This window comes from Aeromonas sp. JL9 (assembly GCF_024436075.1).
GTDB classification, from domain to species: domain Bacteria; phylum Pseudomonadota; class Gammaproteobacteria; order Enterobacterales; family Aeromonadaceae; genus Aeromonas; species Aeromonas veronii.
This window is the reverse complement of the sequence record NZ_JANFNV010000014.1, coordinates 41,179-58,480: the sequence shown is the minus strand read 5'-3', so window position 1 is coordinate 58,480 and position 17,302 is coordinate 41,179. Positions and strand designations below refer to the sequence as shown.

The following is a 17,302-nucleotide window of genomic DNA, read 5'->3' as shown; positions in this document are numbered from 1 at the left end:
ATCGGTGCGAACAACCGTTGTTAGAAGTTGTAGAGCAGGCCGGTGTTGAACATCACGGATTCAGAATCGTAGAAGTTGATGTCGGAATCGGACTTGGCGTAGCCAGCGGTAAAGGTTGCGGAGAGCGGCGCAATACCGAACAGGCGGTGCCAGAAGAAGGTACCGGTCAGGGCAAACTCGTCGGAGTCGGCGTTTTGGCCAAAGATCGGGTTGGCCTCATCATATTTGGTCTGCCCCAGATAGGCGTTGCTGACGAAAGACCACTGGGAAGCGCGCATGCCGTAGGTCAACTGCAGGCCGTTGCTTTTGTAGCTCTGGGCGCTGCCATCCAGATCGGCTTGACGGTAGATAAAGGCTGGCTCCAGCATCTGACCGGGTGCCAGCTGCCATTTGTAGGAGAGGTCGAGGGCGTGGATCTTGCCGTTGCGATCCAGTTTGGCTGCTGTATCGGCGCCGTACTGGCTGCCGCTGCGCTCCTCATCCACCTCGATGTTGCGGGTGGTCAGGCTACCATTGAAGTTGCTACCCCAGATGCTGTCCCAGGCGAAGCGCACCCCTTTTGATTTGATATCGGTCGACTGACGGTCGACACCCACCGCGAAGGGATCGCTCCACTGCTCGGTCGGCATGGCATTAAAGACCACGGAGCCAGCTACGATGCCCTTGTCGCTCATCTCCTGACGGATACCGAGCTGCTGGGTGAAGTCGAAACGGATGGCATCCTGGATCAGGTTACCGAGGAAGACCTGGGTGCGGGTATCGGCAAAGGTATAGCGGATATCGGCGTTGAGCAGCGGGGCAACGGCGGAGCTGCTCTCGGCACTGCCCAGTCCGCTCAGGCGGCGGTTTTCATCATCACCGCTATAAAAATTTGATTCGTAATTGATGACACTGACCCCGCCAAGCAGGAAACCGGACCAGCCAGACTCCTTGGGAATTTCACCCAAATCAGCATAAGCACTATTTGCGACCAGCAGGCCCAGGCCCAGCAAGGTGGTATTGCGCATCGGATAACTCCTAAATTAAATGGTGGTGAATTTTTTCGGCCGGTGAGTATAAAGAAAAAACCTTAATGGCAACTGACTCAATATTGCCAATTATCCTAACCCACTCATTTCATTCGGCGAATCGTTAATTAATTGTGCGAGATTAAGAAGAGTTCACTCGGTTGTGCTGGTATTCTGTACCGCGAATATCGGGGGAAAACAATAAGATGAAACAGATTAAATCCTGGGCGCAATATTATGTCGATCTGATGACCAAGCTGGGACTGGTGCGCTTCAGTATGTTCCTGGCGGCGGGCATTATCGTGCTGGCGGTCGCCATCCAGATGGGGGTGACCCTGTTCCTGCGCGGCAATATCGATGTGATCGACTTCGTTCGCTCGGTGTTTTTTGGCCTGCTGGTGACCCCCTGGGCGGTCTATTTTCTCTCCATCGTGGTGGATCAGCTGGAGGATTCCCGTCAGCGACTGAGCCGTATGGTGCGCAAGCTGCAAGATATGCGCGAGCGGGATCTGGAGCTCAATACCCAGCTGCAGGAGAACATCAGCCGCCTCAACGCCCAGATTGCCGAGACCAACCGGGCCGAGAGCCTGCGCCTGCAGGCCATCGAGGATCTCGAGAACGAGGTGTTCCAGCGAGAGAAAGCCCAGCTCCATCTAGGGGAGCGCACCGCGCTGCTGCGCTCCTTTATCGACTGCTCCCCCGATCTGGTCTACTACCGCAACGAGGATGAGCAGTTCTCCGGTTGCAACCGCGCTATGGAGGAGCTGACCGGCAAGGTGGAGGCCGAGCTGATCGGTCTGACCCCGTTCGATGTCTACAAGCAGGAGATCGCCAACAAGGTGGTGGAGACCGACAAGCAGGTCTTTGCCAGCAATGAGCCCCTCACCTACGAGCAGTGGCTGGAGTATCCCGATGGCCGCAAGGCTTACTTCGAGCTGCGCAAGGTGCCCTTCTTCGACCGCTTCGGCAAGCGACTCGGCCTGCTCGGTTTTGGCCGCGACATCACCGAGCGCAAGCAGTATCAGGACAAGCTGGAGAAGGCGAGCCGCGACAAGACCACCTTTATCTCCACCATCAGCCACGAGCTGCGTACTCCGCTCAACGGCATCGTGGGCTTAAGCCGGATGCTGATGGATACCCCCCTCGATCCCAAGCAGCATCAGCAGCTCAAGACCATTCACCTGAGTGCGGTGACCCTTGGCAATATCTTCAATGACATCATCGACTTGGACAAACTCGATCGCCGTCGCCTCGAAATTGCGCCGACCCGTATCGATCTGCCCGCCTTCCTCGACGAGCTGGAGACCCTGTCGCGCATTCAGGCGGAGCAGAAGGGGCTCTATCTCCATTTCGATCGCGATGGCGACATGCCGCAATTCGTGATGGCTGATGGCACCCGCCTGCGTCAGGTGTTGTGGAATCTGGTGGGCAACGCGGTCAAGTTTACCGATGAGGGGGGCGTCACCGTGCGTTGCCTATCCCATCCCGCCGACGAGCCGGGCAAGCTGGCCCTGCACTTCGAGGTGGAGGATACCGGCATCGGCATCCCGCGCGCCCAGCAGGAGAAGATCTTCGCCATGTACTATCAGGTGCAGGGCAAGAAGCACGCCACCGGCACCGGCATTGGCCTCGCGGTCTCCCGTCAGCTGGTGCAGGCGATGGGCGGCCAGCTCTATGTGGACAGCGATCCGGGCGAAGGTTCCTGCTTTACTGCCGAATTGGAAGTGGCTTGCGCCGAGCCGGTGTTGCCAGAGCAGGAGGAGGAGATGCCCTCCCTCGATATCCTGTTGGTGGAGGATGTGGAGCTTAACGTGACAGTAGCCTGCGCCCTGCTGGGCAAGCTGGGTCATCAGGTGCAGGTGGCACGAGATGGTACCCAAGCGTTGGCGATGGCCAACCCGGATGATTTCGACCTCATTTTGCTCGATATCCAGCTGCCGGACATGACCGGCTTCGATGTGGCGAAAACCCTGCTGGAGCGTTATGGCGACAGCCTGCCACCCATGGTGGCGCTCACCGCCAACTCCACCGGCGATCGCCAGTACTACCGGGATCACGGCATGCAGGATGTGATCAACAAGCCGCTTGGCTCCAAAGCGGTGCGGGAGGTGATTGGTCACCTGTTTGCCGATCTGGCCGAGGATGAAGCGGACGAGCAGGCGGATGCGGGCAATCAGGATGCCCTGCTGGATATCCCCTTCCTCACCGATTACGCCGATACCGTGGGCAAGCCGGTGCTGCTCTCCAGCGTCGACCTGTTCGAGAAGATGATGCCGGACTACATGGCAGTGCTCGACTCCAACATGATTGCCAAGGATCAAGCTGGCGTGGTGGAAGAGGCGCACAAGATAAAAGGGGCGGCAGGCTCCATTGGCCTGCGCCGTTTGCAGCAGACGGCTCAGCTGATCCAGAGCCCGGATCACCCCGCCTGGTGGGAAAACGTGGAAGACTGGATTGAGACGCTGCGCCGCGAATATCCCGGCGATATCGCCCGTCTGCGGCGCTGGTTGCTGTCTTGAGGCTGGAGGTTGTCTTGAGTCTGATGGAAGTTGCTGGCAAGGAGCCGCGAGATGTATAGCCGTTTGATTACCCCTGCGCGCATCCACCCCTGGGGGGATGAGGAGCTGCTGGAGGCGACCGAGCAGGATCGCACCCGTATCGTGCAGGCAGCACCGGTGCGCCGGTTGCAGCAGAAGACCCAGGTCTTTCCGCTCGATGTGAAGGCCTCGGTGCGCAGCCGCCTCACCCACTCGCTGGAGGTGCAGGAGACCGGTCGCCAGATCAGCCGCCGCATTCTGGCTGCCTTGCCTGCCGGGATGGTCTGTGAAGGGGCTTTTATCAATCTGGTGGAGATGTCCTGCCTGCTTCATGACGTGGGCAACCCGCCATTCGGCCACTTTGGCGAGCAGGTGATGAGCCAGTGGCTCGGCGAGATGCTTGATCCCCTCTATCAGCAGGCGCTGGCGCAGCCCCCCTCGGCCCAGTGGGCTGAATTGCGTCAGGACCTGCAACTGTTTGATGGCAACGCCCAGAGTCTGCGGCTGGTGCACAGCCTGCACGAGCTTAACCTGACGCTTGGACAACTGGCAGCGCTCTGCAAATACCCGCAGCAGCCCCGGCCCGGCGTGAGCTATGGCCAGCATCATGGCTGGAGCAGCAAACGGGGCATCTTCTTTAGCGAGCAGCCGCTCTACCGTGCCCTCGGCCAGAGCCTGGGATTAGCCCCCGGCTGCCGTCATCCGCTGGTCTACATCATGGAGGCGGCCGATGACATCTCCTACTGCATCGCCGATCTGGAAGATGCGGTAGATCGGCGGATCCTGACTCTTGGTGAACTGCTGGCGGCGCTGCGAGCTGCTGACCAGAGTGACTACATGGGCACCTTGCTGGGTGAGGCGCTTGCCAGTGGTCGGGGCTTTTTCCCCCATTTTCGCCAGCAGCTGACCCGGGATCTGGTGGCGTTGGCGGCGCAGAGCTATGTCAGCGAACATCAGGCCATTTTGCAGGGATCCTATCCGCAAGCGCTGCTGCACGGTCAGGCGCCGGCGGCGCGGGTGCTCGATATCCTCAAACGGGTGGCCCGCGAGCTGGTCTTTATGCGCCCCGAGGTGGAAGCGCTTGAGCTGGAGGGGTATGCGGCGCTGCGCGGGGTGCTGACCAGTTATGCCTGCCTGTTGGCGCTGCCAGCGCCACAGTTTGCCCGTCTGCTGGCCGGGGAGGGGAGTCAGGCGCTTTTCTTTGCGCGCCGCCTCTATCACCGCCTCTCGGCCCGCCATCTCAAGGCCTATCGATTGGCGATCGCCACCCCGGATCCGCGTTTTGCCTGCCAGAACGAGCAGGAGTGGTATTACCGGGTGCGGTTGCTGCTCGATTATGTCAGCGGCATGACGGATACCTACGTGCTGGAGGAGTACCGGCTACTCTCGGGGATCTGATGCCCCAAGCTCCCCTTCGGACAGCATAAAATACCGTAAAAACGTTTAAAAAGGAGTCGCAAGAGGCTTGTTTTAAATTCGGATATTTTTTAGACTTCTGCAACCTGTTCAACTTTTATCCGGTAAGGAGACGAATATGCAACATCTGATGCTCAATATTGCATTCTCTCGCGGCACTGCGTGCGGCGTGAAATCTCGTGCTCTTTTACCGCGTGGCGTAAACAGGTAACCCCTGTCTTTTTATCACCCGCGGTTCGTCCCGCAGGGTGATATCCACTTTCTCCGGGAGAACCGCATGTTCAACTGGAGAATGTCATGTCTATCGAACTGGTTTTACTGCGCAGTGTTGAATCCCTGGTCCAGAGAAGGATTGCCTGGGTCGAGCGTCGTCTCGTGCAGGTCAATCTGTCACCCGCCCTGCTCAGGGATATCGGGCTGGAAGGATATCAGGGTCAAATCGCCCTCGTTCGCGAGCGGGAGTATCAAACCGGCTTCCGCCTCGGGAATCGAATAACCTGATCGCGAGGGGGAGAATAAGATCCCCCTCGCTAGTGAAATGGCAGGCTGCATGCCTGCCATTTTTCCATCTTACGGTTGATTCCAGGTTCACATGTTGGTGACTCAGTATTATCCTCTCTGCCCTCTTTGTAACAGCTGTGATTGTTTTCTCGCCTTGCGTCGTCAGGATCTGCAAGATTAGAGGTGGCAGCCCTATCTGTTTTACTTATCAGGACAAGACCTTATGCCACTCCTTCGTCAGCTTTTTCTTCCCATGTTGCTGTTGTTTTCGGGCATGTTGGCTGTTGCGGCTCCCCAACCGCAAGATGAGAGCACAAGTAACGAGATTTCTGCACAAAAGGAGCTGCTGGTTGGGGTTCCCCGTGGCGGCTATCTCCCTTTCATCTATCAACTCCCCAACCTGCGTTATGCCGGTCCGCTCAAGGAGCTGGCCTCGCGCATTGCAGCCGAAATGGGCGTGTCATTGCGTTATATCCCCTACAACTCCTACGTGGATGCCCAGATTGCTCTCCAAGGCGGCCAGATCGATGCATTAATCGGGGTTGAACGTAATGCTCTTGAATTGAAGGGGATAAACCCTATTGGCAGTATCGGTTCTTATGCTCGCTCCATTTTAATGCATACCCCGGATCAGCGATTGACCCTGGAGCAGGCGCGCAAGTTACGCTGGGTCTGTATTCGCGGGTTTGGCAGTTGTAATGAATTGGCTCGTTTGGGGATCTCTGATGTAACTGAGCTGGAGAGCCGCACTGAGGCGACCTATATGGTCAAGCTGGGCGCTGTCGATGCATATCTTGATTTGGAACCCATTGTTTCCCTCAAGATGGAGAGAATGCCTGCATCAATGGGGGTTGTCGCTCCTGGGTGGCTTTCTGGCAGCACGCTGACGATGGCGACCAGCTCCCGCCAGCCAGAGCTGAGCGAGAAGCTTTGGCAGGCATATCAACGGATACCCGTTGCAGACTCACGATTACGGTTGCATCAGAAAAATGAACGCGCCAACGCAGGTCTGTTGCTGGAACCAGATGAGGCTAGTTGGCTGAAGCAGAGAAACAAGGTCATCAAGTTCGCCGTTGCCCCCGGATTTGCCGGCATCAGCGAAATTGATGACGAAGGTGAATTGCATGGCTATACGGCAGACCTGATGAAGTTGTTGAGTCTGCGCTCCGGGATCCGCTTTGAGCTGGTGTCGACAAATACCTGGCAGGAGTCACTTAAACTGCTGAAAGAGCATAAAGTGGACCTTATTCCCTTGATGACACCGCTCAAGGATCGTCAGTCCTTTGCCTCTTTTACCTCCTCCTATCTGAAGTTCGACAGCTATGTCGTAGCCAGACACGGTGCTCGCCCGCTGAAGTCGTTGGTCGAGCTGAAAGGGCGTCTGATTGGTGGTGTGACGGGCTCTTACGAAGCCTCTCTTATTCACGCGCTGGGCGCCAATATTATCGAAGTGGGCAAGGATGCCGATTTACTGACCTTGCTTGACACTGGGCGAGCTGAATATGTGCTGTTGACCATGACCAATCTGGGACAGCAGGCAATGAAGGGTTTCAATGAGAAGTATCAGGTGGTGCTGAGCTCTCCCGAATTTTCCGTACCTATCAGTATGGCTGTCGACAATGCTCAGCCCGAGTTGCTCCGCATCATGGACAAGTTGCTGCTGACCATCACGGATGAGGAATGGCAACTGCTGGAGCGACGCTGGCTCAATGTGTCGGTCAATATCGAATCCGATTACACCCTGATTTACAAATGGTTGGCCATAGGGGGGGGCGCCTTGCTCGTCAGCGGTTTGCTGGTGATGTTCTGGGCTCGTAGTTTGCGTCGCCAGATTGCGCAGCGGAAAATCGCAGAGGACAAGCTGAACGAACAGTTGCTGTTTGTGCAGACTTTGCTCAACTCACTGCCAACCATGGTGGCGCTACGTGATAGCGAGCAGCGGATCACCTTGTGCAATCAGGCCTATCGCGATGCTTTTCTCGGTGCTGGCAGTTGCAGTGAGGAGCTGCAAAACATGCCAGAGACACTCAGAAACAGTGTGTTGGAAGAAGAGCGTTTAGTGTGGCAGACAGGACAGGATTTGGAGGGGGCAGGGAGCAACCTGCGAGCTGATGGTACGCCCTGCCATGTTATCTATGCCAAACGCCCTTATCGCGATCCCGATGGCAATATGCTGGGGGTGTTGACAGTACTGACCGATGTCAGCCGGATCAAGGAGGCGGAGGAGCGCGCCCGTCAGGCTGAAAATCGCCTTACCCAGATTACCGACAGCATGCCTGGGGTGGTCTATCAGTATTTGTGGCAAGGACCCGGCAAGGGGCGGTTTTTGTATGCCTCTCAGGGTGCCAGCGAGATCCTCGGGGCTTCCCGGCAGGACCTGTTCAATGCCGAATCGGGTGGTGAGGTGTTCGGCTTTACCGAAGAGGCGCTGCAGGATTTTGTCAGCAAGGTGGCCAATCATGCCGAGACTCTGGCGCCCCTCGATCTGGAGGTCAAGGTAGAGCGACCTGTTGGAGATCGCTATCTGCAAGTGCGTGGCAACTTTGTCCGTCAGGAGCAGCAGGCACTGATCCTCAATGGGGTCATTCAGGATATTACGGCCCTCAAGCAACAGGAATACGAGCTGCGCGAAGCTCGCGCCTATGCCGAGCAGGCGATGCAGGCTCGTAGCCGCTTTTTGGCAACCATGAGCCATGAACTACGAACACCCATCTCAGGCATGCATGGCATGCTCGAATTGCTGCAAATGAGCGAGCTCAACGACGACCAGCGTTTTATGGTGCGCAATGTGGTCACCTCGACCAATAACCTACTCTATCTGGTCAATGACATCCTCGATTTTTCAAAGATAGAAGCGGGTCAGTTGCAGTTGAATTACCAGAGCAGCCGGTTGCAAACGGTGATCTGCGATGCCATTCGTGGCCATGCGGCACTGGCTCATAACAAGGGGCTCCACGTGGTGCTGGAGTGGGAGCATCATGTGCCGGATTGGGCCGACATCGACGGGGTGCGTATCGGTCAGGTCATCTCCAACCTGCTCAACAATGCGGTGAAGTTTACCGAACAAGGGGGGATTACGATTCGGGTCAGCTACCTGAGCGAGCAACTGACCATCAGTGTCAGTGACACTGGTATCGGGATCGCCGAAGAGAAGCAGGCGCTGCTGTTCACGCCTTTTGAGCAGGTGGAGTCAGATATCAACCGTCGTTTTGGTGGCACCGGACTGGGGTTGGCAATCTGTGAGCAGCTGGTGTGCAAAATGGGGGGGGCACTGACACTGACCAGCAAGGCAGGAGAGGGCTCCTGCTTCCGCTTTACCGTACCGCTAACCAATCCGCAGTGGGATCCCCCTGCTCTGGCAGACACAGAATGGTGGTTTTTCAGCGATGACACCAACCTCGAAGCGGCCATGGTGCGGCAGGGGGCCAAGCTCAGGTACTTGGGGGCCAATGAGCTCAGTCGCTCACTGGAAGGGTTGCTGTTGGCCGATCAACGGTGGCTTGAGCAAGCGCTTGGGGGGGAATGGCAAAGCTGGCTGCAACACTCTGCGCTGAAGGGGATCATTGCGTCACCCGATGAGGCGTTACGGGGTCGGATTGGTGAACAGAAATGGTGGCGCCTAGGTCTATCTCCTCTCTATCCGGATCTTCTGCTGGAGAGCTGCCACGAATTGCTACAGGAGCGGGTCACACCAATCCTCCCTGCGCTTGCAGAGAAGCTGGGTGGCAAAGTATTGGTGGCCGATGATCATCCGGTCAATCGTGCCTTGCTGGCACGGCAGTTAGCCATTCTTGGTATCGAGGCTCAGGTCGTGGAAGATGGCGAGAAGGCTCTGCGGGCCTGGCAGGGACAGCAATTCTCTCTGCTGTTGACTGATTGCCATATGCCGGTGATGGATGGTTATGCCCTGACCAAGGCGCTGCGGGCTGCGGGAGTGACGGCTCCCATCATAGGGGTAACGGCAGATACGTCGGAAGAGGCGAGTGCTCGTATGGTAGAGGCTGGCATGAGTGACATGTTACTGAAGCCCTACCCGCTGGATATCTTGCGCCAGATGCTGGCCCATTGGCTGGCAGAGAGGACGCCAACCAGAAGCGCGGTTGCGCCCGTTGTTGGGGCTACAGGCATGCAGGCTGAGCGCTGGTTGGCGCTGTTTGGTGACGAGCTGACCGCGCGAGCCATGGCGGTGGAGTATCTCGATTCCAACCGGCAGGATGGCGAGGCCATGATGGCAGCACTGATTTGTCATGATGCTAGCGCTTTGGTAGAGACAGCCCACCGGATCAAGGGGGCTGCCCGAATGGTCGGGTTGGAGGAGCTTGCCAGCCAGGCTGCCATGCTGGAATCGGCAGCGCGATTGAAGCGGCTCGACGAGCTCGACGATCTGGTCAGCACAGTGCAGAGGCTGATGACGGCGATTACCCACGACATTGGATTATGGCTCGATGAAAAAAGCACAACATGAGTTGGTCATCATGGTCGTGGAAGACCATGGATTTCAGCGCAAGGCGCTGCTGCACCAGATCCGCAGCCTGGGTTACCCGAATCTGCTGGAAGCGGTTGATGGTATCGAGGCGTTGGCGCTTAGCCAGCAACACAACGTCGATATCCTGTTTTGCGATCTGCGAATGCCCGGAATGGATGGCATGGCGCTGTTGCGCCGCCTGTCGCTGGGTGGTTTTCAGGGCGGCATTATCCTCTCCAGCGCGCTTGAGGGGGATGTGGTCGAAGCAGTATTGCGTATGAGTACCGCTTATGGCCTGCAGGTGCTCGGTCGCATAGAGAAACCCTCAACGCCGCAGCAGCTCCAGCGGCTTATCCAGGCTTGGTCACCCCGGCAGGAACCCCTCAGGGAGGAAGAGGGGCACAGAATAGGACTCGATGAGTTGCGTCGGGCGATCGAACAAGATCAACTGCTGCCCTGGTATCAGCCCAAGGTGAGTTTTGCATCCGGCGAGTGGGTCGGGATGGAGGCGTTGGCCCGCTGGCAACACCCCGAGTTTGGCCTGATCCCTCCCGGGCGTTTTATTTCACTGGCGGAGCACAACGGGCTTATCGATCCGTTGACCGAGGTGATCATCAGCAAATCTCTGAGTGATGGCCATTTATGGGAGGAAACCGGGTTGTCACTCAATCTGTCGATGAACCTCTCCACCACCTCACTCATTGAAGGGGATCTTTGCAACTTATTGATTGATCAGTGCAAGCGCTGGAGTATCAATCCTGAACTCATCACCCTCGAGGTGACCGAGAGCGCATTCGTGCAGGATCTGGGCAAGTCTCTGGAGGTGCTGACCCGGCTGAGGATGCATGGTTTTGGCCTCTCCATCGATGATTTTGGTACCGGCTACTCCTCGATGCAGCAGCTGGCACTGTTGCCGTTCACCGAACTCAAGCTGGATCGCTCTTTCGTCGATCGCTGCCATGCCGATCCGTCACGTTTGGCTATTATCGAGTCCAGCATCGAGTTGGCCCGCAAGCTGGGGCTGAAGTCGGTGGCGGAAGGGGTAGAGGATGAGGCTACCTGGCGAGTGCTGGCCCAACTCGGTTGCGACCTCTGTCAGGGATTTTTCTCTGCCCACCCGATGCCGCGCAGTGAATTGGCTAATTGGCACCGGACTTGGCAAGATAGATTGCCTACACTGATATCTATCTGATTCTTTTGGCTGGATCCCTCCGTTTGAACAAGGATGTTCATGAAAATCTCAAGCAAGTTGCTGCTCAGCTTCGGTTTTATCAACCTGCTGATCCTGCTCTCCTCCACGCTGGTCTATTACCGGCTGACTCAGATCAATCAGGCCCAACACACCCTGCTGGAGCTGGCGCTGCCCGCTTTGCAGCGGGATGAGGCGAGCCAGAAGGCACTGGTTGCCACCGTTTCTGCCCTGCGTGGCTATCTGATCCTCGGCAAGGATCCGGCTCAGGCTTCCCGCCTCAAGCAGGAGTGGGAGTCGGCCTGGCAGGCCATTGCCCATCAGGCCTTCAGTCCGACGCTCGCCAAGTCTCTCGAGACCTTCAAAAGCCATCAGGAGAAGGTGTGGACCATAGCCCAGAGTGAAGAGAATCTGCCCGCTCACACCCTGATGCTGCAGGAGGCGGGTCCGCTGGCGGAGGCGGCGCTTGATCAGCTGCAATCCTTTGCCAATGAAGAAGTTGGCACTCCGCAGGATCAACTCTCCGGCGATCGCCGCATGCTGCTCAAACAGGTGGGGGATGCCTACAACAGCCTCGCCAACTCTCTCTCAGCCCTGCGGGATTTTCTCATCTCAGGCGACCCCGAATACCGCAGCAAGTATCAGGATTACTACCAGTTTCATCAGCAGCGTGTGGCTGAGGTTAAACAGCAAGCCGCGCTCTTTACCGACACCCAGCAGAGCCTCTGGCAGCTGTTTGAAGAGATGGCTACCCCCTTCTCCGAGCTGGTGGGGCAGGTGATCGAGAAGCGCCAGGCGCCGGATTGGGATCAGGCAAACTACCTGATGGCCACCGACATCGAGCCGATGCAGTCCAGCCTCAGCGAGCAGCTGGTCCAGCAGGTGGGGAAAACCCGTGCCGAGGTGGATCAGATTTCGGCGCAGATGACCGGAGCCGGGAGGGCCATCAACCAGACTCTGCTGTTGGCTACCGGCAGCGCCATCGTGCTTGGCATGCTGGTCGCCTGGCTCTTTAGTCGTCGTCTGACCCGTGACATTGCCTGTCTGGTGACCCGGGCGGGGCAGGTTGCGGATGGCCGGCTGGCGGCCGAGCCCTTGCCAATCACAGGGCAGGATGAGTTGGGAGAGTTAACCGGTTCCATCAACCGGATGTCTGCCCAGTTACATCATCTGGTCGGGGAGTTGCAGGGGGCTGTGGGGCAGGTCGAGGTGGCCTGTCTCGATGTGGGCAGCACCACCAGAGCCATAGTGGCGGATCTGACTGAGCAGGATCAGCGGGTCGATGCGGTGGCGGCGGCTATCGATCAGATGTCAGTGAGTGCTCGTGATGTGGCTGGCAACATTGCCGGTGTGGCGGATGGAGCCCATCAGGTGAAGCAACAGACCCGTCAGGGAGAGGCTGCGCTGGCACGAATGATCGATACCATGCAGCAGATTGCTGCCATGATTGGACAAGCTAACGAAGCCATGGGGCTGTTGGAGCATCAGAGTGAACAGGTGGGGCAGATCACCGAGGTGATCGCCACCATTGCGGAGCAGACCAACCTGCTGGCCCTCAACGCGGCGATCGAGGCGGCGCGGGCAGGCGAGCAGGGGCGCGGTTTTGCGGTGGTGGCCGATGAGGTACGCCAACTGGCGACTCGCACCCATCAATCAACCGCCGAGATCAGCCAGACCATTGCGGCCATCTCCCAGCAGACTCGCCAGACGGTGAGTACCGTCAGCAGCGGTACCCGGTTGGTGGAGCAAGGGCGGGATGCTGTTGGATTGGTGACCGATACCCTGAGTGCCATGAACCAGCTGGTACAGTCGCTGTCGGGCCAGCTGGAGGCCATTTCGGTGGCAACCGAGCAGCAGTCGCGGGTGGCCGCCGAGGTATCCGGGACGGTCGACGACATTGCCGCGCTCAGTCGGCAATCCTGTCAGCGCAGTCAGCAGGGGGAGGAGATCGTAGCCAGACTGGCTGGTGATACCGGCAAGCTGAAGGCGGTCATCGCCCGCTTTGATCTTGATGCGTGAGATGGCGGGATCATCCCGCCATTGCTATTGCCATGCACCGAGCCGTCTGGCCCGTGGGTTTAGTCCAGACGTCTGAAGGTGTGGTTGTCGAAGCTGCTGGTGGTCTCCCGGTTGAGCAGGCTGACCAGCAAAATCGCCCGTTTCTCTCCATCCGGCTCCATATAGATGGCCTCGAAACCTGCCAACGGCCCCTCTTCAATCAGCACCTTGTCGCCCGAGCAGGGCAGGCTGGCGTAGCTGGCTCTCGCCTCGTCGCTGTCATCGCGGCTCATCAGCTGATAGACCAGCTTGCTGCTGATGGGGGTCCATTCACTGCCAAAGTGGATGATTCTGCTGATGCCGCGGGTCGATTTCAGGGTGACCGGTGTCACCTCTTCCAGATCGACAAAGATAAACAGATAGTTGGGGAACATGGGTTCCCGTACCGGAACTCTTTTGCCCCGGCGCAGCTTCTCGATCTCCACCATGGGGTAATAGGATTCGATACCCTGGGCATCGAGGTGGGCGCGGGCGCGGGCCTCTTCTTTTGGCTTGCAGTAGGCCAGATACCATTTTTTCATGTTATGAGTATGTTCGTGTTGCCGTGCTCGCGGATATGATAGCGGCGCCAATAAAAAAGGCCACGCATTGCGTGGCCTTTTTTGCCGAGTGAGCAATTACCAACCTTTTACCAGGCCGCCTTTGAACAGCTCGAGACCTTTCTTGTAGACATCATCGGTCTGGAAAGCTTGTACGAACTGTTTGACCTTCTCGTCATCCTTGTTGTTGTCACGGGCGACGATCAGGTTGACGTAGGGGGACTCTTTGTCCTCAACAAACAGGCCGTTCTCGGTCGGGGTCAGACCAATCTGACCGGCGAAGGTGTTGTTGATGATAGCCAGATCCACATCTTCCAGCGAACGCGGCAGTTGGGCTGCTTCCAGCTCGACAATCTTGAAGTTGCGCGGGTTGCTGGCGATATCCAGCACGGTCGCTTCCAGACCGGCACCATCCTTCAGGGTGATCAGACCCTGTTTTGCCAGCAGGATCAGGGAGCGGCCCAGGTTGGTCGGATCGTTCGGTACCGCGATCTGGGCGCCATCTTGCAGCTCGCTCAGCGCCTTGATTTTCTTCGAGTAACCGGCAATCGGATAGACGAAGGTGTTGCCAACCGGCACCAGCTTGAAGCCGCGATCACGTACTTGCGCATCCAGATAGGGTTTGTGCTGGAAAGCGTTGACGTCGATGCTGCCATCGTTCAGCGCCACGTTCGGGGTGACGTAGTCGGAGAAGTTGACCACTTCGACTGTCAGACCGTATTTCTCTTTGGCTACCTTGGCAGCCACTTCAACCAGTTCGGTCTCCGGTCCGGCAATAGCGCCCACTTTCAGAACCTTGCTCTCTTCTTTTTGACCGCAACCGGCCAGAACCAGACCAGCCAGCAGGGCAGCCGCAACGGATTTGATGCCAAATTTCATAAAACCTCCTGTCAGAAATCGACGATTAACGATGATCACATTTGTTGACCAGGCGCTCACCCGCGCTCTGGATAAGTTGAACCAGCACTACCAGGATAACCACAGTCACCAGCATGACGGTCGGGTCAAAGCGCTGATAACCATAACGAATACCCACATCCCCCAGACCACCGCCACCGATGGCCCCAGCCATGGCCGAGTAGTTCACCAGCGTGACGAGGGTAATGGTGACGCTGTTGAGGATGCCGGGCAGAGCCTCGGGCAGCAGCACCTTGGTGATGATTTGCAGCGGTTTGGCGCCCATCGCCTTGGCCGCTTCCAGCAGGCCGTCCGGCACTTCCATCAGGGCCCCTTCCACCAGACGAGCGATGAAAGGGATGCAACCGACAGTCAGCGGCACGATGGCAGCGATGGTGCCGATACTGGTGCCGACAATCAGCCGGGTTAGCGGAATGATGGCGACCAGCAGGATGATAAAGGGCACCGAGCGACCCACGTTGACCACCATGCCCAGAGTACGGTTGAGCAAGGGGTTGGCCAGGATCTGGCCCGCCTTGGTCACATGCAGCGCTACGCCGAGTGGCAGGCCCAGCAGGCAGCCGAACAGAGCGGAGGCAAACACCATGATCAGGGTGTCGCCCAGGGCCGTGATGAGCAGATTAATCATGGCTTCGGACATAACCCATTACCTCCAGCTGAATGTGGTTGTCGATAAGGAACTGCTGGGTGGCCTCGCACTGGGCTTCATCCCCGAACAGCTCGGCCAGCAGGAAACCGAATTTGACGCCACCGGCGTATTCGATGTCTGCGCTCAGAATGCTGATGTCGATATTAAAACGGCGGCTCGCCTCGGAGATCAGCGGCGTATCGACCGTGCTGCCGGTAAAGCCGAGCTTCAGCAGCGGGTAGCTGCCCGGCACCCGCTCGCTGCTCATCCGATCCTGATACTCCTGCGGTACCTCCAGATGGATGGTGGAGTGGATGAAGTCACGGGCCAGCTGGGTCTTGGCGTTGCTGAAGAACCAGGCCACTTCGCCCTGTTCGATCAGACGGCCGTCGCTGATGATGGCCACTTCGTCACAGATCCCTTTCACCACATCCATCTCGTGGGTGATGAGCAGGATGGTGAGCCCCAGCTTGACGTTGATCTCCTTGAGCAGGGTCAGGATCGAGCGGGTGGTCTGCGGGTCGAGAGCAGAGGTGGCCTCGTCACACAGCAGTACCTTGGGGGCCGGTGCCAGTGCGCGGGCAATGGCGACGCGCTGTTTCTGACCGCCGGAAAGCTCGGACGGATAGGCATGGGCACGGGCTTCCAGCCCGACCAGCGCCAGCAGCTCGGCAACCCGTTGCTGGATCTTCTCTTTGCTCCAGCCTGCCAGCTCCAGCGGAAAGGCGATGTTGGCAAACACGGTACGGGAGGCAAGCAGGTTGAAGTGCTGGAAAATCATCCCGATCTGGCGGCGAGCCTGGGTCAGATCCCGTTCGCTCAGGGCGACCAGATCCTGGCCATCAACGATGACTTGACCCTCTGTCGGGCGCTCCAGCAGGTTGACACAACGAATGAGGGTACTCTTGCCGGCACCGGAGGCACCGATCACCCCGAAAATTTTGCCTTGGGGTACATGCAGACTCACATCACGCAGGGCGTGCACGGCGTCACTGCCTGTACCGTAGACTTTGTTGAGACCGATCAACTTAATCATGGATTCTTCCGTGCTAACAGCCTTAAAGCACAGGGCGCTACAGGCGGGGAAATTGGGCAGAGGTTCCACTGGGTTACTCTGTCATCATGGAGGATGATGCTAAGATGTCTGGATGGCCATGTCAACGCATGTTTTTACGTCTAGACGTCTAAAAAAGTGATAAGGATTTCTGTCAGGCGGATAACGATCAGGATGGTATTGTTGCTCTTCCAGATCCTGTTTCGTCCCTACGGGATATGACCGAATTAAAGATGGTTTATATCGGGTATATGCTGGTTTTATTAGTGTGCCAGCCCGTTTCTGTTCACATCTGCTGTCGAGCTTAATGCTCCTCCATCGTTGCACAAATAGCTGCACAAATCGTTCCCTATTCGTGACAGGCTCACCTGACGGCCACTTTGTCGGTGTCAACCTTGATGCAGCGCAAGGGGGGCTCGGATAGGGATTGGGTCGGGGGCGCCGGTTTTTTATACTGATGATGTCGACAAGCATGGAGGGCAGTGCGATGAGATTCCAACAGATCAAAGAGTTGCTGCACTATCTTGAACAGGTTCACCATCAGCTCGGACTCTGTTACGGGCGTTTGACCAGTCAGGTGGACAGCGAACGCAGCCGGATGTTGCTGGTCTATCTGCAAGGGCGTGAGGATGCGGCCAGCGCCCATCTGCACGAATATGCCGCTCAGCTGGGAGAGGCGGTCAGGGAGACCTGGCTGAACCAGAGTTTCAGCGAGGATATGCTGCCTGCCATTACCCGCTTCGAGCTGCCGGCATCAGTCCAGACTCAGGATATCGTCACTCAGGTATGCCGCTGGGAAGAGCAGCTGGTGGGCGAGCTGAGCCATCTGGCCCGGGAGTGCCCGACACCGGCCACCACCGCTTTGCTCGAGAATCTGGCCGGGCTGGAGCAGACCCGCCTGACTCGACTGGTGCACGGGGTGCACCGACTCGACGACATGTAACGGGTGATAAGCACCAAACACGCAAGATGACCGCAAAACAAAAGGGC

General features: G+C 57.6%; 12 protein-coding genes. 7 read left to right on the top strand and 5 right to left on the bottom strand.

Annotation, left to right across the window (positions count from 1 at the left end; translation table 11 throughout):
- Positions 1-20 precede the first annotated feature (20 nt).
- Positions 21-1,007: a DUF2860 family protein gene (locus tag NOM06_RS12155; RefSeq protein ID WP_019446216.1), complete on the bottom strand. Its 987-nt coding sequence runs from the start codon at positions 1,005-1,007 to the stop codon at positions 21-23.
- A 206-nt stretch (positions 1,008-1,213) separates the two neighbouring features.
- Here NOM06_RS12155 and arcB point away from each other — a divergent pair, with 206 nt between their 5' ends.
- From arcB to NOM06_RS12125, 6 genes are all read left to right on the top strand, one after another.
- Positions 1,214-3,526, top strand: coding sequence for an aerobic respiration two-component sensor histidine kinase ArcB (gene arcB / locus NOM06_RS12150; protein ID WP_005339096.1), 2,313 nt, complete (start codon positions 1,214-1,216; stop codon positions 3,524-3,526).
- Between the two features lie 51 nt (positions 3,527-3,577).
- Positions 3,578-4,942, top strand: coding sequence for a dGTPase (gene dgt, locus NOM06_RS12145; RefSeq protein ID WP_255911754.1), 1,365 nt, complete (start codon positions 3,578-3,580; stop codon positions 4,940-4,942).
- A gap of 315 nt (positions 4,943-5,257) precedes the next feature.
- Entirely contained in the window at positions 5,258-5,461 is a 204-nt protein-coding gene (locus tag NOM06_RS12140; protein WP_167565963.1) for a hypothetical protein, read from the top strand.
- 223 nt (positions 5,462-5,684) lie between these two features.
- Entirely contained in the window at positions 5,685-9,926 is a 4,242-nt protein-coding gene (locus NOM06_RS12135; protein WP_255911753.1) for a transporter substrate-binding domain-containing protein, read from the top strand.
- Positions 9,907-11,118: an EAL domain-containing protein gene (locus NOM06_RS12130; RefSeq protein WP_255911752.1), complete on the top strand. Its 1,212-nt coding sequence runs from the start codon at positions 9,907-9,909 to the stop codon at positions 11,116-11,118. Before NOM06_RS12135 ends, NOM06_RS12130 begins: the two co-directional genes overlap by 20 nt.
- Before the next feature lie 39 nt (positions 11,119-11,157).
- Positions 11,158-13,134: a methyl-accepting chemotaxis protein gene (locus tag NOM06_RS12125; protein WP_255911751.1), complete on the top strand. Its 1,977-nt coding sequence runs from the start codon at positions 11,158-11,160 to the stop codon at positions 13,132-13,134.
- A 59-nt stretch (positions 13,135-13,193) separates the two neighbouring features.
- Here the strand turns inward: NOM06_RS12125 and rfaH are convergent, their stop codons facing one another.
- From rfaH to metN, 4 genes are all read right to left on the bottom strand, one after another.
- Positions 13,194-13,694 (bottom strand): transcription/translation regulatory transformer protein RfaH, encoded by a 501-nt coding sequence (rfaH, locus tag NOM06_RS12120; protein ID WP_005339074.1) that lies wholly within the window; start codon positions 13,692-13,694, stop codon positions 13,194-13,196.
- 96 nt (positions 13,695-13,790) lie between these two features.
- Positions 13,791-14,591 carry a methionine ABC transporter substrate-binding lipoprotein MetQ gene (gene metQ / locus NOM06_RS12115; protein WP_005339072.1) on the bottom strand — a complete coding sequence of 267 codons (801 nt, stop codon included), beginning with the start codon at positions 14,589-14,591 and terminating at the stop codon, positions 13,791-13,793.
- 25 nt (positions 14,592-14,616) lie between these two features.
- Positions 14,617-15,270: a methionine ABC transporter permease gene (locus NOM06_RS12110; RefSeq protein WP_005339070.1), complete on the bottom strand. Its 654-nt coding sequence runs from the start codon at positions 15,268-15,270 to the stop codon at positions 14,617-14,619.
- Positions 15,251-16,294, bottom strand: a complete 1,044-nt coding sequence (gene metN / locus NOM06_RS12105; protein WP_255911750.1) for a methionine ABC transporter ATP-binding protein MetN — start codon at positions 16,292-16,294, stop codon at positions 15,251-15,253. The genes NOM06_RS12110 and metN overlap by 20 nt, the downstream gene beginning before the upstream one ends.
- Before the next feature lie 505 nt (positions 16,295-16,799).
- Here metN and NOM06_RS12100 point away from each other — a divergent pair.
- The gene (locus NOM06_RS12100; protein WP_043822996.1) at positions 16,800-17,255 is read left to right on the top strand and encodes a hypothetical protein; all 456 of its coding nucleotides are present in this window, start codon (positions 16,800-16,802) and stop codon (positions 17,253-17,255) included.
- Positions 17,256-17,302: the final 47 nt, after the last annotated feature.